Raw genomic sequence first — 22,027 nt, 5'->3', positions numbered from 1 at the left:
AATAAACTATCCAAAAAACAAGTCCGTTTTTTTCAGATTTGATCTTCGTCAAACGTCAAATCACGGCGAGATAGCGTGCGCCTTTGCTCAGGTTTTCGGCTCAGAAACGGCATCAGATCTGCCACGTTGCCGCTATGCGTGTAGGATGTCGTCTGTATTTGCTTTTTCAGAGAATTTCTTTTGCAACACACTCATCTAAACACCGGCGATCACTTCGATGACGTTGAAGAGACTATGCCAGAACAAGACCAACCGATTTTTGAAGCTCGCCTGTGGCGCGATAAAGGCTGGACAGCCAAGGTCATCAAAAACGATGACGATGAAGGCTGGGCAGTGGCAATGCTGAAAGACGGGGAACCTGAACCGGCATTGGTTGGTCCCTGGACGATGGGACGCGATAAAAAAAATCCTAAGCCTTTAGATGCCAACGCGTTCGGTACGCTGGTCAAAACTGCGTCAGAAGTGATCCGCCGTCATGAACAACAATTACACGCGCTGCTGCACAAGAATCTGCTGGTCAGCACGGATGAGGCTGACTATAAAATCATGTTGGATATTGTGCCGGATGACGATGATCCGTATGCGTATCTGAGTGCCTGCGATGCCGATGGCGCAGAACTGGCAAAAGTGAAAGTTGCTGCGAACTATAAGCTCGACAGAAAAAACGCCTTGCGGTGGATAGAGAATGAATTTCGCCGCCCAGAATGAACGGAACCACAAAGAGCCCGCAAAAAAAAGCGACGACAAGCGGACGTTAATTTTTTTGCTGCGACGCTGATGTGAATCTGCACAGCAAATCGCTGGCCGGAATTTATACTGAAAATTTGTACTGAGAATTTCCGCAGTCAAATTCCACGCAATCTCTCATATCTGATGCGCCTGCCAGAGCATTTCTATGCTGGCAAGCGCATGTATATTGAGAGATGAAATGACACTCAGTTGGGCAAACAGATTATGCTGATTGCAAATTGCCATTAACGATTCTGACGCGATCACCGGATTGCCATCCAGGCTGAGCCGAAGGATGGAAAGTGCGTACATGGCCATTTTCCATTTTCACCCGCACCTCATAAACGGTCGTGGTACGGGTACGTTTCTCGATAGCGTTACCGGCAAAACCACCGCCAACTGCACCCGCCACGGTTGCCAGTTTACGGCCATCGCCACCGCCAACCTGATTACCCAATACACCACCAAGTAAAGCCCCGGCAACAGCGCCAACACCGCTGCCCTGTGAAGCCTGCTGCTCAATCGCACGCACCGATTCAACGACACCGCAATTATCGCAAACAGCCGGCTTACGTTCCGCTGTCGTTGTCGTGCCCGAATTATCATAACCTCCAGAACGGTAACCCTGTTTAGCTGTGTTTTGCACAGGCGCATTTGATGGTGAGAAGGAAGTCTGGTTATTGACAGCGGCATCTTTCGTCGCCACGGCATTGGCGTTGTCCGGCACAGTCTTGCTGTTAGAGTTAGGTAATACCCCGGTCATTGCAGCAACACCGATCAGGCTGACCAGCATTACTGATACCGCAGCACCTGCAACAAGTGGATGAATACGTTTATTTGTTTGATTATCTAACATAGCTCGGATCCATTAAAAAATTAAAACAGAAGTATGGATATCTCAACGAAACATGTGTTCATCAAGTTGACCCGACTGCCGTATTAATCGTAAGTACATGTAACAACAGCGGGTCAGTTACGTCAAAACAAAGATCAGGATAATTTCAGTTTTCCTGCCAACGGGCAGCAACATCGCAAAGAATGTACACCCCTTTTCCCTGACAACAGTGCATTACGGCACCGTTGTCAGGTTCAATAATTAAAACGAATATTGCAAGCCTACAGAAACGTTATTGACAGCCTCTTTGTCACCGCTGAATTTGATTTTGCGGGTTTCAAATTCACCACGTAAGGCAAGCTCTTTCGTCAGTTTGTAGCTCGCACCAAAACCAAAGACAGGTTGAGTTGATGTAGTGCTGTCGTTGTAGGCGCCCACGCCTGCAACCGCGCCGCTGCCTTCAGCCTTGATACTCGCCAGACCCAATTTAGCAAACCCGCTCAGTTCAGGGGTGAATTCATATTTATATAAACCGGAGACTTCAAAGCCCTTGCCTTTCATATCAGCAGATACGTTCGTACCGCTGACATTGCCGGTTGCAGAAATGGTTCCCAGAGAAAAATAACTCGCTTCAACTGCAAAGTTTTTGTCGATGTTATAACCGCCTAATAACTTGTAGGTGTTTGAACTGGTACTGCATGAAACGACATTTTTGCAATCGTCATTCCAATGTGCTTTACCGACAGTCGCGCCAACATACACTTGCGCAGATGCTGCCGCACTCAGCATAAAACCAGCAGTAGCAATCATTCCAACAACCAATTTTTTATTCAACATCATGTGACTCCTCAGGTTATCCAACGTCATACAATTCATTGCTACACAATGACTATGTAGCTCAGCCTCAGCACGACAAGTTGTGCTTAAAGTGTGGAAACAGTCTGGCAGTGGGAAATTTTTTTTGAAATAAAAATTCTGATAGTCTCCCGTGATGAAACAGCAGGTACCGGAATCTGCGACCTTTCAATTCGTTACAAAAGGCCGGGGGAGCGACATCATCGCGACGACTTCTGGCAATGAAATCCGGCATATTCAAGTCAGTCGCAGCGTACAATAACGGCTTTGGCGGGCATCAAAATAACCGATGCTACGCATTCCGCACTTCTGCAGATATCTGCCTCAACCCGGTAAAAAAAACCATTCATCAAAGCTGCGGCTTTTAGTATGCACAACAAGAAATTTAACTCGCTGGCAAATTCATATTTGATCTACATCGGCGTTGCCATTGCTTCCGGCGGCGTCGCTTTGTACACGCCACTCATCGTCTCTGAAACAGGTAAAAATTTTTCTGGTTTCTGGGCTGCGTCTATCCTTTTCGGATTAAATCTGGGTCGCGTTATTGGTTCATTTGCAGGTAGCCGGTTTTCACGCGCAGTCAATCATCCGCTCATGGTTTGCGGAAATATTTTTCTCGAAGGAATTGCGCTGTATTGCATGGCATTTCTGCAGCAGGCATGGGCGCTCGCGCTGTTTGCTGTTCTCGCTGGCTTCGGTAGCGGGTTGTCATTTCCGGGCTTAAAAAATTATCTGCTGAAACTCCGTGATCTGGATCAGTCTGCATTATTCAGTCGCCTGGCGTTTGCTATACGGATGGGTTTGGTCAGCGGTTATCTGATGGCTAGCTGGGTGCCGCATGAAAGCCTGCGCCTGGTATTTCTGATCGTCCTCGTTACCTTCATTGCTTATGGCATTTTTATGTTGATCGCCATGCGGGCAATTTCTGAACATGAAAAACAATATCTGGCCTTGCATACGACATTGGCGCAACAGGAAAGACAGACATCAACACGACAGACAAATTCAGCCAGCCAAGACATCGCTGAAACAGGACAAAGAACGACCGAATTGCCCCTCCTTTTCTATCTGTCCAACGCGATGTTCTGGTGTTTTGCCATACAGCCGATGATAGGATTCAGTCTGCACATTCCTCAGTTCACACCAGATATTCCGGTATCGACACCATTCTGGATATCCGCACTGGTGATCATCTTTTTTCAGATTCCGATTTCTAAACGTGCGATCAGAATCAGAGATCATTTCCGTTTTCTACAAATCGGTTATGGCTGTCTTTTCCTGAGTTTTTTACTCATGCTTGTATTTACGCACTCTGCCACCGCCGTTATCGTTTCAGCGGTATTGCTCTCGTTCGGACAAGTATTTTATGGCCCATCCTTAGACGTGCTGACCGCGCGTTTTGCGGACAAAACTTGCGCAGATACCGGGAAGCTGATGTCGAAACAAATGCTGTATCAAAGCATGGGGAATATGGTGGGCAGTCTTGCCGGCGGAATACTTTTCGATCTCTCGCAGCATTTCGACAGCCCCCGCCTCAACTGGTTGTTGTTGGCACTTGCCAGTGTCGTCATGGTGATCCTGAGTAAAAATAAAATTCCTCAACTCTATCGGCAAGCCGGAAATATGCCATCAGCACATTGAAATCACCTTGAATGTGATTGGAATAAGGAAAATGCTGTTTTTATTTTTCACATTTACCTTACTTAACGATTGTTTTCGTTCTGTGAACTCAATTCAATATTAAAATTCCAGCTGGCTTTACAGGTGAAATAATGAAGATACACGGCGAGTGGGAAGTGAGTCAGGTACGTAACGTGGTTGTACGCGCTTTTGCAGGCAATTTTAATGAACAGGGTGTCAGAGCCATGTTTGAAGACTATAAAGCAATCGCTCCGACCGGCGTGGCATGGGCAAGTCTGGCACAAGGCGAATATTGGGAAATGGCTCCCACCGCCGCTTTAAAAGCTTATACGTCGATGCGTGACTGGGCCATTGCCCATGGCTGTCAGTGCATCGCTTTCGTGTGCCCAAGCAGGTTTCACCTGGATATCGTGCAACGAAATTCCGGTGTTGTTCCAGGTGATGATTTTTATGTCTGCACGACCACAGAAGAAGCTTGCGCATGGTTGACGGCCAAAGGTTTCCCATTTTCCATACAGGATTTTCAGCACACGGCATTTTTAGAAAAAGCCAAAAGAACGCTGGAAAATGATCCACTGAGTAGCTTCTTCAGAGTTGCTTAAGTCCTACTGTATCTGACGACGCAATCGGATCACTCATACTCGTTGTACTTGCGAGCATCTCCACGAACGATATCACTCGGATACTTCCGCGCATTCAACTGAATTTTTTCATTCGTCGCAGCAATCAGGTCGATGTTTAACTGATCTGCCAGCATGATCAGGTATGCCATAACATCGGCCATTTCATGCCGCACCGCCTGTAATTTTTCCGCACCAAGTTCATCGGCCTTGCCATTGTTCAGCCACTGAAAAGGTTCCAGTAATTCAGCCGCTTCTACAATCAGGGCGCTCGCCAGATTTTTTGGGGTATGAAACTGTTCCCACTGGCGTTCAGCAGTAAATTGACGCAATTGCGCACGTAAATCATTCAGGCTGTCTGTCGTTGCGAATTCATTCGCCATGTCATTTTCCATAAAACGTAAAAAGATGTTTTATTGCACTGCAATATTTTTAATGGCAGGGACGTACATCCAAGGTTAAAATGCGGATTGCGGCATTGCGCCATTTTTAAAGAGCTACCGGATCAAGGGTAATGCGCAAAGCTAAGGTAAACAGAAACTGTTGTTCCTGCTGCGTTGTTAGCGATCAGTTTTACCGATCATTTCAAGATTCATTTGTGCAATCACTTTACCAGGCGTTCCTGATCAAAATTAACGCTTGAAACGTCTTATCCACCTTTAAGGAGAGATTCATGCCTTTGATTCAAACACAAATTTCCGTCGTTGCACAAGAGCAGTTGAGCAAACAGCTGGAACTTTTACAATCATTCTCAAACACCGCCTTTCAAGGTCTTGAAAAAATGATTGCGCTCAACTTCGCAACCATCAAAGACACCGTGGAGAAAGTCACCACAAGTTCCCGTCAGGTATTAGCAAGCAGCGGACCTCAGGAATTATTAGCGTTGGCACAAACGCAGCGACAACCTCAGATCGACAGCTTGCTCGCCTATAGCAAAGAACTGGCGACCATCTCCAGCGCTACGCGCGAAGCATTTCTGCATCTTGCCAACGCAGGTAAAAATAATCTGATTTCGGTGAAAATCACAAATACCGAGGCTTTACCGGTCGTCGCAGAGAAATCCCTGAACGCAAGCCCGGTCAGTAAAAAAAAGGTATCTCCAGTAAAAATCAAAAGCAGCACCAGCGCTACGCAAATTTCACTTTTACCTGAACCGGATGTGAAAGTCAGTGCCAGCAAGAAGGCGGTCAGTCTGCCGCCAGCAGAAACAAAAAAAACATCGGTAGCGACAAGCAAAACTAAAACGGTAGCAAAAGTGGCGGCAAAATCGGTCAGTACAAAGGTCGTTCCAGCGACGCCGGCAAAAACTGCTGTTCCGGCAACAAAAGCGCCAGCTCCTAAAGCATCCAAAAAAGCATTAGCGACAAAAGCGACCACGGCTCAGGCTGAAGCAAAATCAGCCAAGGCAGAAGTACAGAAAACAAGCCCAGCCACCGCGTCTGCTGCATCTACAACGCCGGTCCAAATAAAGGAAGTAACGGCAGTAAATACTGCAAATACAGCAGCTGAGGCATCTCCAAAGACCGCAGTTCCGGAAAAAAAATCAGCGGTGAAATTTCCTTTCCCACCGACTAAAAATCTGCAAGGCGATAAACCTGCATTTCCACAAGCAGGTGGCAGACCCGCATACAAAGGTAAAGCCAGTCCTGCAACCGGCGCGAAAAAACGCGTTCGCCAATAACAGCAACCTGCCCCCCTCTGAAATAAAAAATCCCGATTTCTATCGGGATTTTTTTTATGTCATTCATTCAGCAGTTGTCAGACGTAACGGCTCATTCTGAATTATTTCAATCAAGCTAAGAGCCTGTTTTTACATTTCAGCCAGGCGTCTTAATCTTTCCTGCTCTTCGAGGATAGCCGACTCTATTTCACGCATCACTTCACCCACATTCACCGGACGCGTATCGGCGGCGACATGCCCGGTCAACGGCGTTTCGGGTGTCAGCTGACCTGCAACATACATCTTCCAGATTTCTTTGCCATATTGGGTGTCATTCAACTGCGGTGCAAACTGCCCGAAATACGATGCCAGATTCGCCACGTCACGCTCCAGCATCACTGCCGCTTCCGTATTGCTGGCCGCATCAATCGCCTGCGGTAAATCGATGATGACAGGGCCATCGCCATCGACCAGAATATTGAATTCTGATAAATCACCATGAATAACACCTGCACACAGCATCAGCACCACCTGATGTAATAATTGTGCGTGATATTGCAATGCCAGCTCAGCCGACAAGGCAATATCATTCAGCCTTGGAGCGGCATTGCCATCAGCGTCCGTCACCAGTTCCATCAGCAACACGCCTTCAAAACAAATATAAGGCGTTGGGACTTTTACACCGGCGGCAGCTAACTTATAAAGGGCATCGACTTCGGCGTTTTGCCAGACTTCTTCCTGCATCTTACGGCCATAGCGCGTGCCTTTTTCCATCGCCCTTGCCTGACGGCTGTTTTTTACCTTACGCCCTTCCTGATAAGAGGCCGCCTGTTTAAAACTGCGCTGGCTCGCCTCTTTGTAGACTTTTGCACAGCGAATATCTTCGCCGCTACGAACAACATAGACAGTGGCTTCTTTGCCACTCATCAACTGCCGCAGCACTTCATCGATCAGCCCCTCTTCGATCAGAGGCTGTAGTCTTTTTGGTGTTTTCATGCCATCGCTGTCATGTTCACTTACGCGGTTTGCCGGTACGTTGCGACGGCGTATGCGGACGTGATTTGTTGCGCTGATCGTAAATGGTCTGAGCGTCCTGTTCCGCGCGTTCCAGCGTCCGCATTTCAGGATGATCGTCGTGCAGCGTAAAAAAATCATTCGCCTGCGCGCGCATCACGTGCTTAATCGCAGCTTCATCAGTGAGATCAAATTTTTCTGTCATCAGCGTAGTGACTTCATCCAGATATTCTTCATAGGTCATCATAAGGGTACCCTTGGGAAAAGCGCTTGTCGCGCGATGTATATTATTTATATTTATTGAATGTCACCCAGTGCACTAATGTACAGCGCCAGACATCAGCGTCAGCAGTGAGTCAGCACACGATCAGGACCACCGCAGGATTAACGCGCATCTGCCCGGATGCAGAGCCACATCCAAGTGGCAACTGTTTCAGACCGCATTGTACACGTGAGGCCGCACAAACATTCGCCAGAACTCGCGATCGACAAGCGGAAATCAATGCTTTTTCTCGGCTACAATGCGACCTTTCCCGAAACACTGCAAGGCTGGTTTTATGAGCATCATTATTCACGAAGGGCTGCGCGCCTATATTGACCCTCTGACTGAACACGAATATGCAGCGCTGGAACGCAGCATACTCACCGAAGGCTGCCGTGATGCACTGGTGCTCTGGGGCGAGGTTCTGATTGACGGGCACAATCGTTATGAGATCTGCCAGCGCCACAACATTCCGTTCAAAACGATACAAAACGATCATTTTAAAGATATCGAAGATGTACAGTTATGGATGATCGATAATCATCTGGCTCGCCGCAGCGTTTCCGATTTTCAGCGCGGCATGTTAGCGCTGCGAAAAAAAGAAATTATTTCTATGCGCATCAAAGCACAAGATGAAAGCGACACATCAGGAAATGAAGAAACAGACGTCGCTATTCCCGTAGTAAAACCTACGCAAAGTCGTCAGGAAATCGCGCGGGTTGCAGGTATCAGCAGCAACGCTGTTTTACAGATAGAAAAAATTCAGCGTGCAGCAGCACCGGAACTGGTCCAGGCTGTGCGCGATGGCACTATTTCCATCAGCGCTGCGGCTGCCGTCGCGACACTGCCAAGCGATGAGCAAGCTGCCGCAGTTGCCGGGGGGCGTAAAGAATTACAGCAAGCCGCCAAACAGGTTCGCGAGAAAATACGCGAGCAAAAAGCACCGGCAAAAATGAACAAGGTTCCTGAATCTCAAGAGACAGAAAATCCGTCTGATACCGCTAACGGAGCGATGGATCAGGTCAGCGAATCTGTCATTCTTCAGCAAAGGATTAAAGCTCTCGAAGCCGAAAACGCGGCGCTCGTAGAAAAGATTACTCAGTTGAATGCAGCCTTGTCGGCAGCGACAGCAACGAACTAATGCAGAGAGTTTCAGGATAATCATGTCGAAGCCACGTCAGAGTTTGTCCCGCCTTTTTCTGAATAAGCCACCGGCGGATGAAGTGATCCATCGCAAGCATTTGCAAGCACTTTCAGATCAGCATCAAGGTAAACCGTTTATTCTCGATGATGACGGTCTGCGCATGATGTATCTGACACCGACGTGCATGCAAAGCGCGATGAAGCTGGATGAACCGCATCGCTTACTCTGTGCTTATTCACGAATCATGATGGGGTTTCTGCTGTTCAATCCGGCACCGAAACATATTATTCTGATCGGTCTTGGCGGCGGTTCACTGGTCAAATACTGCTACCACCATCTGCCGGATTGTCGCATCACTACAATCGAAATCAACGCTGACGTGATCGCGATGCGGGAACAATTTTTTATGCCGCCCGATGACGAGCGCCTGACGGTGATTCATGCGGATGCGGCTGAATGGTTACCGCAGCAAACCGAACAGGCCGATGTGATTTTTCTGGATGCCTACGACACCGAAGGCCTGGTACCAGCATTGAATAACGCCGCATTTTACGCACACTGTTACCGGAATTTACATGCGTGCGGTGTACTCATTGCCAATGTATGGGGAAAGCCAAGCACGTTATCGCCAATGCTGGAAATGCTGTACACCCAGTTTTCCCATCAGTTACGCTGGCTGAAATCCTACGACAGCTACAACCTGATTGTATTCGCCAGCAAACAACAGACCGGACAGGATCAACTGATCACCAACGCAAAAAAGCTGAACGGCGCGCATGAAAGTCTGGGGCTGGCAAAGATTCCCCTTCACTGGCATCTGATAACGCCGTCAGCGCCTGGCAGTGAGGACATGATCGACGCCATCAAACAAAGCCTGCGCGGGATACTGGTCACCGATCCGAATGTGCCGCAAAGCTATGCAGAATGGAAATTATCTGTGCAGGCGTGACCGCGTGAACATGTCGCTTGCACCTACGATATAGACAGAGAAATAACTTCTGAGATACATCATAGGTTGCTGCTTTTTTATTCTGTGCAGATTGTAAAAACAGGGGATTTCTGGCAAGCTTTGAATATCACTTCTGAGAAGAACAAGTACAGAACATCGGTTCAGGGAGAGTTGCTATGTATGATGAAAATGATTTTTCCGCGATTTCCAAATTTCTGAAATTAGGAATTAAAATCACCTTCACCAATCCCATGGGGCAAAACCCGTCCTTTGTGACCAGTTTTCCGACACCCAAAGGCGCCAAAGTATCGCTCAATGAGAGAAGCCTGTACGATGTCGAGCGCAAACTGCGGGCATTGCTGGGCGACGATTCTCCGGTAAAAACCAAGCTTGCTCCCTTCGCCTACTTAGGAACCAATTTTCGCGGCTTAATGTACTGTACCCGGGGATCAAACGAATACGTTGTTGAGGAAACCCACAATATATTCGGCACCGCGTCCCGACGCGTTGTCAGAAAAGCCGACGACTTCAACCAACTGCTCAGTTAAGTCACTACACTTTTCAGTATTCCAGCTCCATCTGCGTTACTTTGCCTTCTCTTTCTGGCGCTGCTCTGCGCATGGCAACCAGCGAACGGCAATGACTCCGGTATTGCGCTAAGCATCAACGATAGATACTGCACCCTCTCGACTCTGCCTGCTTTTGGCGATATAAAATCTTAAGATCGTCATTCACCGACAAAGCGGCGCTATTCACCGATAAATATGCGACAAGCATCGTTATACGGTTTATCTTTACTCTGTCTACAGAAATATTGATCAAGGAGCTGAGATGAGCCGACAACATGAAGAGCCTCAAACGCGACACAGAAAAAACTTTTTGCTCGGTACCGTACTGGTCACGATAGGCGTTCTTTTTCTTGCAGAAAAAATGCGTGTTTCTGATCTGGCTGATTATTGGTACATCATGCCAGCGCTGATGGGATGTTTTGGTCTGATTGAAATACTTAGCTCACGCCAGCCCCAGAATATTGCGAATGGTTGCTGTACCGTGATTCTGGCTTTCTGGATATACGCATCTGTAGAAAATCTGTGGGGCTGGACATTCTCCACCAGCTGGCCAGTTGTTTTGATTGCCGTTGGTATCAAAAGTATCGTCGCCGGTCTGCTTTCGACACGTCAGTAATTTTATTATTCGTTCATCTGTGGAGTTCACATCATGAGTAAGCGACAACCGCAAACCCAGGTATTCTTTGGCGTTCTGTTATTAATTTTCGGTGCATTAGCACTAGTAGATAATTTAGACATTTTCAGTACACGTCAGTTTTTCCAATTCTGGCCCATGGTATTCATTCTGGTTGGCATGCTCAAAATTTCCCGTAGTCAGAATACCTCTGGTCGTCTTATCGGCGCAGGTTTCGTTGCCTTAGGCGCGCTGCTGACGCTGCAACATCTGGGTATCGTTTACTTCAGAATGCGTGACTGGTGGCCAGTTTTTATTATCGCTGCAGGTCTGATGATTATTTTCAAGGATAAGATGAATAGCAGCACATCTTATTCCAATCCGGCTACAGGAAGCGGCAATCAGCAAGCGGAAAGCAATATCTCCGCAATTATGAGCGGCGCAAAAATGCAGAACTCAACACCGGACTTCCGCGGTGGCGAGCTGACCGCGGTGATGGGTGGTATCGAACTTGATCTGCGTAATGCCGGTATGCAAAACGAAGCGACCTTAAATGTCTTTGCTATGTGGGGAGGAATAGAATTAAAAATTCCTCACGACTGGACAGTCATTTCTCAGGGCGTCCCCATTCTGGGTGGGTTCGAAGATAAGACAGTACCGCCGATGGTACGCGATAAAAAATTATACCTGCAAGGATATGCGATCATGGGCGGCGTCGAAGTGAAGAACTGACGTTCGAGAACTCGCATGCATCCGATTCTGTCCGATTTCCGCCGGTTTCTCTGGTATGTCGCAATCTGGCTGTTAGCAGGCGCTTTATTTTCCAGGCTCCTGGTTTCCGCTGGATTGTGCCAATGGATTTACGCCCTGACTTTTGCTCTGCCAGTGTCACTGATTTTCGGTTTTGTGGCGACGTCATCGTATTACATTTGCCGGACACTTCCCTTATCCAGACGTTCTATTTTTTTGACGTTTCTGATGTTCGGCAGCAGTGCGATGGTTTCAGGCATCCTGCTGTTAGGAATATGCGAAATCTGGAATATGGCTCTCATTTCCGTGACCGGTCAGGAAGCGGTACTCGCTATATCAAACCAGCTCGCAGCGATTATTCTCGCTACCGGATTCGCACTGTATTTGCTTGCTCTGCTGGCTTACGATGTACTTATTAGCTTTGATAATTTACGAGCAGCGGAACGTCGTGAGGCTGCTTCGCGTCTGTTTGCCCGTGATGCAGAATTACAGCTTTTACGTACACAAATTGATCCTCACTTTTTATTCAACAGCCTCAACTCCATCAGTGCACTGACAAGCATTGATCCTGCTGGCGCCAGAAACATGGCAATTTCGCTGGCAGATTTTTTCAGAAAAACGCTGGCCTTGTCTGAGCATACAACAATCACTGTCAGAGAAGAACTTGATCTATGCGGGCATTTTCTGGCGGTAGAAAAAATCCGTTACGGCCAGAAATTACAAGTCAATATACAAGTTCATCATACTGATCTTGCATTAATACCGCCTATGAGTTTGCAACCCTTATTTGAAAATGCGATCAAACATGGCGTACGGCAATTACCCAAAGGCGGCTTGATTAGCGCCAGCATCTGTGGCCAAGATGGATGGCTACATATCCGGGTAGAAAATCCCGTTTCAGATAAAGTTATCTCGGATAGCGGTATCGGCCTGGGATTAACAAATTTACGCGAGCGCTTTAATACGATTTATGGTGATCGTGCCCGGGTGCACTGGTCACGCACGGAAAATCTCTTCTTTGTAGAAATATCGTTACCAATAGAGTTAAAACGACAAGCTGACACGATATGAATCATTCCCTCAGAGTATTAATTGCTGATGATGAAGAACTTGCCCGCCGCCTGATTCGGGAGTATCTGCGCTCTCATCCGGACATCATCGTTATCAGTGAATGTGAGACTGGCACTGAAGCAGTTGACGCGATATTTGTGCATCAACCCGATCTGATTTTTTTAGATATACAAATGCCGGAATTAACCGGGCTGGAAGTATTGGATGTCACCGGCAGAAAATCCGGCGTTATCTTTACGACCGCGTATGACCAATATGCGGTGAAGGCCTTTGACTTACACGCAATAGATTATCTTTTAAAGCCATTTTCCCAACAGCGTTTTGATGAGGCACTGCAGAAGGCGAAAAAACTCATACAGGAAGATAAGGTCGTTGCCTCGCCTCCAATCGGTATGCAACAACTGATTACATCAAGTGTGCAACAATCGCAGCGCCTGACGATACGCGACAGAGAGAAAGTACATGTGCTGCCATTCGAGGAAATTGATTTTATCGAGGCGCAGGATGACTACATTCTGGTTCACGCACAAGGCAGAACAGTGATGAAAACGCAGAGTCTGTCGGACATCGAGGAACAGCTTTCGTCAGCCGGTTTTGTCAGAGTCCATCGCTCTTATCTTTTGCAGATTAAGGCATTAACAGGAATAGAACGCCAGAGTAAAGATACTCAGGTGGCCGTGCTACGCAGTGGTATAAAAATTCCAGTCAGCCGGACGGGCTATGAGCGCCTGAAAACAAGATTGAATTGATCGACTTGAACCACGTTCGCTGTCCGTGAATCAGTCGGCGACAACGACCAGTCATTCTCGTTTTTTGTTGATTTGAACCCAGAATAATTCCGTTCATCGCAGCTCGTGTGCAAAGCAAAGAAATTAAGTCTATCTTTCTGCTTCAGACAAACAACCGAGGAAAGAAGATGAATTCAATAAATCTGGATGAAGTGACAGCATTTTTCCGCCAAAGCCTGCATGAATTTATTTACCTGATCAAAAAAACGGCTTACCTGATTGCCAGTTTGCCACTGCACAGCATTTTCATCGCTTGCATCGCCATCGCACTGATATTCACTGTGCTCCCGTTGGCAATCAGTCTTTTTTGTATTTTTCTTTTATTGAAAATATTCAGCGTAATTATTATTTTTGCAGTCAGAAAAACACGACGCGGCTCCGTAAAGCAAATTCTTTAGCGTCATGACTAACTGTAAAAATGAATACTGTTTCAGTTAAGCTCTATGCTGATTAATCGCGTCACGAGTTTCAATCGCGACGCGTCGGGCAGCTTCTGCAAAGGTTTCATTACCGGAAGTTTTTGCGTACAGAATTGCGCGCGACGAATTAATCATCATTCCTGTTCCGTTCGCTGTTTTGCCTGCCGCGACAGTCGCAGCAATATCGCCGCCTTGCGCACCAATGCCAGGCACCAGTAATGGCATATCGCCGACAATATTGCGTACCTGCGCCAACTCATCAGGAAAGGTCGCGCCAACGACCAGTGCACATTGCCCATTGGTATTCCACTTTTCTACAACCAGTTTGGCAACATGCTGATACAGAGGCACTCCACCGACATCCAGGAATTGCAAATCAGATCCGCCAGCGTTTGATGTGCGGCATAAAACTATCGCGCCTTTATCTTTCCATTCCATATACGGTGCGACAGAGTCGAATCCCATATAAGGATTGACGGTCACCGCATCGGCGGCATATCGTTCAAATGCTTCGCGTGCGTATTGCTCTGCTGTTGCACCGATGTCACCCCGCTTTGCATCCAATATGACGGGAATCGCGGGATAAGTCGTTTTGATATAGCGGCAAAGGGCTTCCAACTGATCTTCTGCACGTAATGCGGCAAAATAAGCAATCTGCGGTTTGAATGAGCAAGTAAGATCGGCAGTGGCATCGATCATCGCTTTGCAAAAAGTAAAAATGGCATCAGGTTTGCCGGCTAACTCGGCCGGAAAACGACTGATATCAGGATCGAGTCCAACGCAAAGCAGAGATTGATTTTCAGCCCAGGCGGCATTTAATTTTTCGATAAAAGTCACAACTTACCTCTGCGTATACGGATTTTCATTAATCCAGCATTATACCGTGCAGACTCAGGCCTGATAGACCCGAAGATCAAAGACAAGCGATACCGAATTTGATTATCATGTCAGGCAATCATTATTATTTCTGTTTAGTTTCTATTTTTTTTGAGTGTCATATGAACGAATCTGTAAAAAAAGAACCGGACTTACTGGCACTTGATAACCAGTTTTGCTTTGCGCTGTACTCTGCGTCGCTGGCACTCACCAAAAGTTATAAACCATTATTAGAAGAACTCGGCCTGACGTATCCGCAGTATCTGGTCATGCTGGTACTTTGGGAACAGGATCATATTCTCGTTAAAGATATTGGAAGCGCCCTGTTTCTTGACTCTGGCACACTGACGCCTCTGTTGAAACGCATGGAAGCAGCTGGCTTACTGGAGCGCCAGCGGGACGACGCTGACGAACGACAGGTCAGAATTATTCTCACGAACAGTGGAAAAGAGTTGAAAAAGGCAGCAAAAAAAATTCCACTCAAAATCCTCTGTGCCAGCGGACAAGACCAAAAAACACTGATGCAACTACGCAGCCAACTCTCAGAATTGAGAGCAAATCTCACAGAAAAATAAAGTTTCTTTATCGAGTGCATAGAAAAAAACAATCGCCAATTACATTGCACACAATTAAATTGTGTAATATTATTCTTCCATCGACTCATTGGGTCGTAGCGAAAATATTCTTCATGCAGTCAATTTAAATGGGAAATCTTATGCAAGTTCTTTACACAGCAAGTGCAACCTCTACCGGTGGCCGCGATGGCCGCTCTGTTTCCAGTGATAATCAACTAGATGTTAAACTCACGACGCCAAAAGAATTAGGCGGCGCGGGCGGCGCAGGTACGAATCCGGAACAATTATTCGCTGCGGGTTATTCTGCATGTTTTATCGGTGCACTGAAGTTCGTCGCTGCGGCGAGTAAGACTGCATTGCCAGCAGATCTTTCAATCAAAGCGGACGTTGGTATCGGCCCAAATGGCAAAGGTGGCTTTGGTATTCAGGTTGCACTGAATATCTCGTTACCGGGAATGGATCGTCAGTTAGCTGAAGATCTGGTCAATAAAGCACATGAAGTTTGCCCTTATTCGAACGCAACCCGCGGCAACATTGAAGTAACACTGACCATATTGTAATAACATCGCGCTTGCCAGGGAAAATCACCCTGGCGCGGCAGAATCAGACCAAATACAAGTTACCCGCACCGGTTTTTCCTTGAAAAATCGGTGCGGGTATTATTTTTCTTATCGATGTAAAGTTAGCTTGACATTATATATTTTAACGCTAGTATGTAAAGCATACTTTACTTTTCAATACATCAATTTCAGATTATTCAAGAAGTAAGGTAAACAGCCTGCATTTGCAATGGCTATTTTTCTGTCCACACATGTCAAACAAACTTTACATGGAGAATATAATGCGTGAAAAACAAGCGAATCACATGTATTTCAAAGAGTTACTGGGTGCTTTTTTTATTTACTTTATCGTCATATTTCTCAGTAATTTCCTTGCTGATCAGATGACACCACAGCCGCTCCGTACCCTGATTATTCTGGCGCCGGTCATTCCAGCCATCATGATGATCTGGGCGATTATCAGACAATTCCGCCGTATGGATGAATACATCAGACGTCGCCAATTAGAAAATGTCGGCATTTCCGCAGCGATGACTGCTATCTTCGCATTATCTTATGGCTTCATGGAAGCAGCAGATTTTCCTAAATTAAGCATGTTTATTGTCTGGGGCTTGCTGATGGCGGGCTGGGGAGTAAGCGATGCAGTGCGCTACTGGAAAGAGAAATCAGCATGAAAAATTCGCTCAGGGAATTGCGATCTCAAAAAGATTGGAGTCAGGCACAACTCGCCGATCTTCTGGAGGTATCCAGGCAGACGATTAACGCCATAGAAACAGGCAGATACGATCCCAGTTTGCCGCTCGCTTTTGCAATTGCAAAATTATTCGGAATGCCGATAGAAAAAATTTTTGAAGCGGAATAAAACTGAAAATTTGTCTGCAAACGAAGATGGGCTGAATGCATATTTTTCACCTCTTCTTCTTTGCCGACTCGATATGATGTGCATTTGATTCTTACCAGAAGTCTCTTGTGATTCTATCTATATGATTCCATTTATCAGCAAAGAAAAAGTACGGCAGGCATTGCAATATCCGAAGCTAATACACGCGTTACGGGAAGCTTTTCAGCAAGAGATCATTACCCCCAAACGACATGCACATCTACTATCGGAACAGGCCAACTCAAGTTTGCTCTTGATGCCAGCATGGAATCCGTCCGGTCATACTGGTGTGAAACTAGTCACGGTTGCGCCACAAAATATAGACACTCCGACGGTACATGCGATATTCATTTTATTTGATTCGATCACTGGCGTACCGCTGGCCTTCATGGATGGTGAGGAAATAACGCAAAAACGAACTGCAGCAGCATCGGCGCTCGCTTCCAGTTTTTTATCCAGAAAAAACAGCAGTCATTTACTTCTCGTCGGCAACGGCAGTCTTGCACCGCATATGGCACTCGCACATTGCCATACCAGACCGATCGATAAAATCACGATCTGGGGTCGCTCTGCAGAAAAATCAGAACGTTGCCGTCAGACGTTAACGTCTTTCGCAGATTTACCAAAGGGGATCAAGATTGAAGTAACGAGCGATCTCGCCGGATCCTGCATGTCTGCGGATATCATCACCTGCGCAACAACAAGCAGACAAGCCATCATCAAAGGAGAATGGATACAAGCAGGTACGCATCTTGACCTGGTTGGCGGTTTCAAACCGGATATGCGGGAAGTTGACGATGAACTGATGGCAAAGTCTGTCGTCTTCGTGGATACGTTCACGGGAGCATTAGCAGAGGCCGGCGATATTCTGCAGGCACTGCAAAGTGGCAGCTTAAAGAAAGAAGCGATTGTTGCCGAGCTTGCCGATCTCTGCTCTGGAAGATATACCGGCCGTCGATCGGAGCAGGAAGTGACGGCATTTAAGTCAGTAGGAACAGCTCTGGAAGATTTGTGTGCCGCGAACCTCGTCTGGCAATCTCACCAGCAGGAGGCTAATGAAAAAGCGTCTGCCAGAGTTTTTCAACAATGAAATCGTCAACTGAGATCCGCTATACGTGACCTCAGTTGTCATTGAGGAGCATTCAGACTTTAGGGATGCCGCCCAGTAAAGCTGCACGTTTTTGTGGCTTCACGTCGGTATTTTCACTGGTTTTAGCAGAGCTACCGGTTTTCAGGGAAGAGGATACAGCTGGCTCATAAGGCTTCAAGAACCACGGGTCCACTTTTTCTCTTGGCGGCTGATAACCTCGCGCAGGTTTTTCGCTACGCTCAGCACGCTCGGTAGTACGTTCAGATTTATCGCGCGCCGGACGACTGCGCTCCACCTGATGAGTAACAGGGACAAAACCAGCGAGAGTCAATCTGACAATTTTCTGTTTGATCAGTTTCTCAATATCGACGAGCAAGCGCTCGTCCTGATCCGTGTACAAAGAAATTGCGTCACCTTTAGCACCAGCACGCCCGGTACGGCCAATACGGTGAACATAGTCTTCGGCGTTATACGGAAGATCGTAATTGATCACGCAAGGCATTTCGGATATGTCCAGACCACGTGCAGCCACATCCGTCGCCACCAGCACTTCCACTTCTCCGCGTTTAAAATCTTCCAGCGCGACCATACGTTCATTTTGTGATTTATCACCATGAATCGCAGACGCTTTCACACCTTGCTTAACAAGATGGACGGCGAGACGTGACGCACCGATTTTCGTGTTACTGAAAACAATCACTTGCTTCAAACCACGCTCACGAATAATGAAGGAGACCGCATCGCGCTTCTCATCTTCCGCGACCTTGTACAAAATCTGCGTCACGTTGTCGGATGTTGCGTTACTACGAGCCACTTCTATCGTCTGTGGATCGTTCAAAAAGCTGGCTGCCAGCTTTTTAATTTCAGGAGAAAAAGTCGCTGAAAACATCAGATTTTGTCGCTGCTTAGGCAACAGATTGATGATGCGTTGCAGATCCGGTAAAAAACCCATATCAAGCATACGATCAGCTTCATCCATCACCAGAATTTGTGTCTGCGATAAATTAATCGTCTTTTGCTGAACGTGATCGAGCAAACGCCCCGGTGTTGCAATCACGATTTCCACGCCCGAACGCAACATGGCAACTTGTGGCGCCATATCCATGCCACCAAAGACAACTGTGGACCGTAAAGGTGTGAAGCGAGAGTATGCCTTGACGTTCTCAGCAACCTGATCCGCGAGTTCACGCGTTGGCGTCAGTATCAAAGCACGGACAGGGTGGCGCGCTGGCGAGGCACTGGTACTCGCATGAGCGAGCAAACGTTGGATAATCGGTAAAGAAAATCCTGCTGTTTTACCGGTGCCCGTTTGTGCGGCGCCCATCACATCCCTGCCTTGCAATACAACAGGAATTGCTTCCGCTTGTATTGGCGTAGGGTGGACGTAACCCTGCTCAGTCAAAGCACGCAGAATATCAGGAGATAAGCCGAAATCTTCAAACTTCACTTTGTGTTCAGTCTGGTCGGAAGGGGAATTGGGGATGGACTTAATATCAGTCATGGTAAATGGTGGGCCTCCCGTGAGTCGAACACGGTACCAACGGATTATGAGTCCGCTGCTCTAACCAACATGAGCTAGAGGCCCAATTCTTTCTGCAAGCTCTGCCTGCTGTAATCTGAGGTTAATCCAGGTTTGGAAATCACTTCAGGATTTGCAGGAAAAGCCCGATGCTGCCGCCTGCAAAACATTGCGCTGAAAACTCAGCTCAATATATTAACGGGCGCTGAAAAAAATCAGCGCCAATTATATAACATTAATTACCTTCAAGGAAGCTCTTCAGCTTATCTGAACGTGATGGGTGACGTAACTTACGCAATGCTTTTGCTTCTATCTGACGAATCCGTTCACGTGTCACGTCGAACTGTTTACCAACCTCTTCTAAAGTATGGTCAGTCGACATTTCAACACCAAAACGCATACGCAATACTTTCGCCTCACGTGGCGTCAGAGAATCCAGTACATCTTTAACGACATTGCGCATGGATGCGTGCAGAGCTGCATCTGCCGGTGCCAGCGTGTGATTATCCTCAATGAAATCGCCAAGATGAGAATCATCGTCGTCACCGATCGGTGTTTCCATCGAAATCGGCTCTTTCGCGATTTTCATGATCTTGCGGATTTTATCTTCCGGCATTTCCATCTTAATCGCCAACGTTGCCGGATCTGGCTCTGCGCCTGTCTCCTGCAAAATCTGACGCGAGATACGATTCATTTTATTAATCGTCTCTATCATATGCACAGGAATACGGATAGTACGCGCCTGATCGGCAATCGAGCGGGTAATCGCCTGACGTATCCACCATGTCGCATAAGTGGAAAACTTGTAACCACGACGATATTCAAACTTATCCACGGCCTTCATCAGACCGATATTACCTTCCTGAATCAAGTCCAGGAATTGCAAGCCACGATTGGTGTATTTCTTCGCGATAGAAATGACCAGACGCAAGTTTGCTTCAGTCATTTCACGCTTTGCTTTACGCGCCTTCATCTCACCAGCCGACATCTTTTTATTGATGCCGCGCAGATCAGGCAATGGCAATACCACGCGCGCCTGCAAATCAATCAATTTCTGTTGCAATTGCTGAACCGCAGGGACATTGCGTCCAAGAATCGCGCTATAGGAGTGTCCGGCATTCACTTCGCCCTCAACCCAGCTCAGATTGGTTTCATTGCCGGGGAAAACTTTAATGAAATGCGAACGTGGCATACCACAGCGGTTCACTGCCACATCCAGAATTTGTTTTTCAATATGACGAACTTCGTCAACCTGTCCACGCAAAGTATCGCAAAGCTTTTCAACTACTTTGGCAGTAAAACGAATGCCAAGCAGCTCATTCGAAATAGCTTCCTGAGCTTTGACGTAAGTCTTAGAGTTATAGCCTTCTTTCTCATAAGACTTGCGCATTTTTTCAAAATTAGAAGCAATGATTTCAAATTTAGCGAGCGCCTCACGCTTCATTTGCTCTAACTGTTCAGAAGAAATTGCGGCAGCAGCAGCTGCACCGCCATCCTCATCTTCTTCCTCTTCATCTTCTTCCTCGTCCTCATCTTCATCAGATTCTTCTGCGGCAGCAACGACAGCTGGAGCAGGAGGCGCGTCTTCGGTCGCGTTTGGATCGACCAGACCATCGACGATTTCATCGATTTTTATTTCGTCTGCGGCAATTCTGTCGGCCGCTGCCAGAATTTCTGCAATGGTCGTAGGACATGCTGAAATCGCCTGAATCATATCCTTCAGGCCTTCTTCAATCTTCTTCGCAATAACGATCTCGCCTTCGCGAGTCAACAATTCAACCGAGCCCATTTCACGCATATACATGCGAACCGGATCGGTAGTGCGCCCGAAATCAGAATCAACAGTTGACAATGCAGCCTCGGCTGCCGCTTCCACTTCATCATCATCCGTCGTGACAGTAACGACGTTATCGGATAACAACAATGTTTCAGCATCAGGGGCGCGCTCATAAACTGCAACACCCATGTCGTTAAAGGTACTGATGATGCCTTCGATCGCTTCAGGATCAACAACATTTTCTGGCAAGTGATCGTTAATCTCGGCAAATGTCAGATAGCCGCGATCTTTACCAAGCTTAATCAGTGTTTTCAGTTTCTGACGACGACGTTCGAGCTCTTCCTCTGTCGCCTCTGGGTCAGAGGAAAACGCATCCTTCAATAACGCTTTCTCTTTTGCTTTGCGATCTTTTGCCTTCGCCTTATCGATTGCCTTCATTTCCGCGCGTTCAACCGCATTCAATGCTGCAATTTCTTCGTTTTCCGGCTGGTATTCTTTTGGTTTGCGGCCACGGCGTCCAGGCACCTTTACTCCGGGCAAAACATAGCCGGACGTATCGATAGCAGCAAGTACGGCAGCGTCTGTAGTCTGACTGACGGTAGGCGCAGATCCGGTCTTGATTTCCTGAACTTCAGGTGCAGCAGCTTTCGCTGATTTCTTGGTAGGTTTGGTCACTATCTTTGAATCGGTTTTGTTAGTTGTCACGGAAGCTTTCGATGTTGCGGATGGTACTGATTTAGCTCGGGACGACTCCGTTGTCACTCGCTTTTGCTTACCTTCAGCCTGATGAACTGCACCTTCCGCCAGCTTCTCATCAATTTTTTTTGCTTT

25 protein-coding genes and 1 tRNA gene are annotated in these 22,027 nt (G+C 47.1%); 17 read left to right on the top strand and 9 right to left on the bottom strand.

Annotated features, from left to right (window positions below; genetic code table 11):
- Positions 1–234 precede the first annotated feature (234 nt).
- Positions 235–708, top strand: coding sequence for a hypothetical protein (locus H8K26_RS11920; protein WP_190480134.1), 474 nt, complete (start codon positions 235–237; stop codon positions 706–708).
- Between the two features lie 244 nt (positions 709–952).
- On the opposite strand, the gene H8K26_RS11915 is transcribed toward H8K26_RS11920, so the two are convergent.
- Positions 953–1,585: an outer membrane lipoprotein gene (locus tag H8K26_RS11915; protein WP_190479783.1), complete on the bottom strand. Its 633-nt coding sequence runs from the start codon at positions 1,583–1,585 to the stop codon at positions 953–955.
- Between the two features lie 240 nt (positions 1,586–1,825).
- A complete protein-coding gene (locus tag H8K26_RS11910; protein WP_186897867.1) occupies positions 1,826–2,404 on the bottom strand; it encodes an outer membrane beta-barrel protein in 579 nt (192 codons plus the stop codon).
- A 384-nt stretch (positions 2,405–2,788) separates the two neighbouring features.
- Here H8K26_RS11910 and H8K26_RS11905 point away from each other — a divergent pair, with 384 nt between their 5' ends.
- Positions 2,789–4,060 (top strand): MFS transporter, encoded by a 1,272-nt coding sequence (locus tag H8K26_RS11905; RefSeq protein ID WP_190479781.1) that lies wholly within the window; start codon positions 2,789–2,791, stop codon positions 4,058–4,060.
- A gap of 131 nt (positions 4,061–4,191) precedes the next feature.
- Positions 4,192–4,662, top strand: a complete 471-nt coding sequence (locus H8K26_RS11900) for a hypothetical protein (protein WP_186885032.1) — start codon at positions 4,192–4,194, stop codon at positions 4,660–4,662.
- A 29-nt stretch (positions 4,663–4,691) separates the two neighbouring features.
- Here H8K26_RS11900 and H8K26_RS11895 read toward each other — a convergent pair whose 3' ends face one another.
- Positions 4,692–5,063 carry a nucleotide pyrophosphohydrolase gene (locus H8K26_RS11895; RefSeq protein ID WP_186885031.1) on the bottom strand — a complete coding sequence of 124 codons (372 nt, stop codon included), beginning with the start codon at positions 5,061–5,063 and terminating at the stop codon, positions 4,692–4,694.
- A 290-nt stretch (positions 5,064–5,353) separates the two neighbouring features.
- Here H8K26_RS11895 and H8K26_RS11890 point away from each other — a divergent pair, with 290 nt between their 5' ends.
- The gene (locus H8K26_RS11890; RefSeq protein WP_190479779.1) at positions 5,354–6,361 is read left to right on the top strand and encodes a phasin family protein; all 1,008 of its coding nucleotides are present in this window, start codon (positions 5,354–5,356) and stop codon (positions 6,359–6,361) included.
- A 129-nt stretch (positions 6,362–6,490) separates the two neighbouring features.
- Here H8K26_RS11890 and H8K26_RS11885 read toward each other — a convergent pair whose 3' ends face one another.
- Complete coding sequence (locus tag H8K26_RS11885; protein WP_190479778.1) at positions 6,491–7,336, bottom strand: PA4780 family RIO1-like protein kinase; 846 nt, start codon at positions 7,334–7,336, stop codon at positions 6,491–6,493.
- A gap of 16 nt (positions 7,337–7,352) precedes the next feature.
- Positions 7,353–7,598 carry a hypothetical protein gene (locus tag H8K26_RS11880; RefSeq protein WP_186885280.1) on the bottom strand — a complete coding sequence of 82 codons (246 nt, stop codon included), beginning with the start codon at positions 7,596–7,598 and terminating at the stop codon, positions 7,353–7,355.
- Between the two features lie 313 nt (positions 7,599–7,911).
- On the opposite strand from H8K26_RS11880, the gene H8K26_RS11875 reads away from it, so the two are divergent.
- The 8 genes from H8K26_RS11875 to H8K26_RS11840 all read left to right on the top strand — a co-directional run bounded on the left by H8K26_RS11875 (position 7,912) and on the right by H8K26_RS11840 (position 13,898).
- The gene (locus H8K26_RS11875; protein WP_190479776.1) at positions 7,912–8,757 is read left to right on the top strand and encodes a ParB N-terminal domain-containing protein; all 846 of its coding nucleotides are present in this window, start codon (positions 7,912–7,914) and stop codon (positions 8,755–8,757) included.
- A 22-nt stretch (positions 8,758–8,779) separates the two neighbouring features.
- Positions 8,780–9,709, top strand: a complete 930-nt coding sequence (locus H8K26_RS11870; RefSeq protein WP_190479775.1) for a spermine/spermidine synthase domain-containing protein — start codon at positions 8,780–8,782, stop codon at positions 9,707–9,709.
- Between the two features lie 176 nt (positions 9,710–9,885).
- Positions 9,886–10,257, top strand: coding sequence for a hypothetical protein (locus H8K26_RS11865; protein WP_186885026.1), 372 nt, complete (start codon positions 9,886–9,888; stop codon positions 10,255–10,257).
- A 283-nt stretch (positions 10,258–10,540) separates the two neighbouring features.
- Positions 10,541–10,894 (top strand): LiaF transmembrane domain-containing protein, encoded by a 354-nt coding sequence (locus H8K26_RS11860; RefSeq protein WP_190479773.1) that lies wholly within the window; start codon positions 10,541–10,543, stop codon positions 10,892–10,894.
- 33 nt (positions 10,895–10,927) lie between these two features.
- Complete coding sequence (locus H8K26_RS11855; protein WP_190479771.1) at positions 10,928–11,623, top strand: LiaI-LiaF-like domain-containing protein; 696 nt, start codon at positions 10,928–10,930, stop codon at positions 11,621–11,623.
- A 15-nt stretch (positions 11,624–11,638) separates the two neighbouring features.
- On the top strand, positions 11,639–12,712 hold the full coding sequence (locus H8K26_RS11850; RefSeq protein WP_190479769.1) for a sensor histidine kinase: 1,074 nt from the start codon (positions 11,639–11,641) through the stop codon (positions 12,710–12,712).
- Positions 12,709–13,461, top strand: coding sequence for a LytR/AlgR family response regulator transcription factor (locus tag H8K26_RS11845; protein WP_190479767.1), 753 nt, complete (start codon positions 12,709–12,711; stop codon positions 13,459–13,461). Before H8K26_RS11850 ends, H8K26_RS11845 begins: the two co-directional genes overlap by 4 nt.
- 167 nt (positions 13,462–13,628) lie before the next feature.
- Complete coding sequence (locus tag H8K26_RS11840; protein ID WP_190479765.1) at positions 13,629–13,898, top strand: hypothetical protein; 270 nt, start codon at positions 13,629–13,631, stop codon at positions 13,896–13,898.
- Between the two features lie 36 nt (positions 13,899–13,934).
- Here H8K26_RS11840 and pyrF read toward each other — a convergent pair whose 3' ends face one another.
- Positions 13,935–14,756, bottom strand: coding sequence for an orotidine-5'-phosphate decarboxylase (gene pyrF, locus H8K26_RS11835; RefSeq protein WP_186885021.1), 822 nt, complete (start codon positions 14,754–14,756; stop codon positions 13,935–13,937).
- A gap of 161 nt (positions 14,757–14,917) precedes the next feature.
- On the opposite strand from pyrF, the gene H8K26_RS11830 reads away from it, so the two are divergent.
- From H8K26_RS11830 to lhpI, 5 genes are all read left to right on the top strand, one after another.
- Positions 14,918–15,370 carry a MarR family winged helix-turn-helix transcriptional regulator gene (locus H8K26_RS11830; RefSeq protein ID WP_186897855.1) on the top strand — a complete coding sequence of 151 codons (453 nt, stop codon included), beginning with the start codon at positions 14,918–14,920 and terminating at the stop codon, positions 15,368–15,370.
- A 140-nt stretch (positions 15,371–15,510) separates the two neighbouring features.
- On the top strand, positions 15,511–15,930 hold the full coding sequence (locus H8K26_RS11825; protein ID WP_186897854.1) for an organic hydroperoxide resistance protein: 420 nt from the start codon (positions 15,511–15,513) through the stop codon (positions 15,928–15,930).
- Between the two features lie 281 nt (positions 15,931–16,211).
- Positions 16,212–16,604, top strand: a complete 393-nt coding sequence (locus H8K26_RS11820) for a hypothetical protein (protein WP_190479763.1) — start codon at positions 16,212–16,214, stop codon at positions 16,602–16,604.
- Positions 16,601–16,792 (top strand): helix-turn-helix transcriptional regulator, encoded by a 192-nt coding sequence (locus tag H8K26_RS11815; protein WP_186885017.1) that lies wholly within the window; start codon positions 16,601–16,603, stop codon positions 16,790–16,792. Before H8K26_RS11820 ends, H8K26_RS11815 begins: the two co-directional genes overlap by 4 nt.
- Before the next feature lie 121 nt (positions 16,793–16,913).
- Positions 16,914–17,900 carry a bifunctional Delta(1)-pyrroline-2-carboxylate/Delta(1)-piperideine-2-carboxylate reductase gene (gene lhpI, locus H8K26_RS11810; RefSeq protein ID WP_190479762.1) on the top strand — a complete coding sequence of 329 codons (987 nt, stop codon included), beginning with the start codon at positions 16,914–16,916 and terminating at the stop codon, positions 17,898–17,900.
- Positions 17,901–17,952: 52 nt separating this feature from the next.
- On the opposite strand, the gene H8K26_RS11805 is transcribed toward lhpI, so the two are convergent.
- The 3 genes from H8K26_RS11805 to rpoD form a co-directional block, all read right to left on the bottom strand.
- Positions 17,953–19,401 (bottom strand): DEAD/DEAH box helicase, encoded by a 1,449-nt coding sequence (locus tag H8K26_RS11805; RefSeq protein ID WP_186885015.1) that lies wholly within the window; start codon positions 19,399–19,401, stop codon positions 17,953–17,955.
- Positions 19,402–19,407: 6 nt separating this feature from the next.
- Positions 19,408–19,485 (bottom strand) — tRNA-Ile (locus H8K26_RS11800).
- Positions 19,486–19,654: 169 nt separating this feature from the next.
- Positions 19,655–21,874, bottom strand: coding sequence for an RNA polymerase sigma factor RpoD (gene rpoD / locus H8K26_RS11795; RefSeq protein WP_370527196.1), 2,220 nt, complete (start codon positions 21,872–21,874; stop codon positions 19,655–19,657).
- Between the last annotated feature and the right edge of the window lie 153 nt (positions 21,875–22,027).

This window comes from Cognatundibacterium aquatile (genome assembly GCF_014699135.1).
GTDB classification, from domain to species: Bacteria; Pseudomonadota; Gammaproteobacteria; order Burkholderiales; family Burkholderiaceae_D; genus Undibacterium; species Undibacterium aquatile.
The sequence above is the reverse complement of the archived record's forward strand: the minus strand, read 5'-3'. Positions and strand labels throughout refer to the sequence as shown.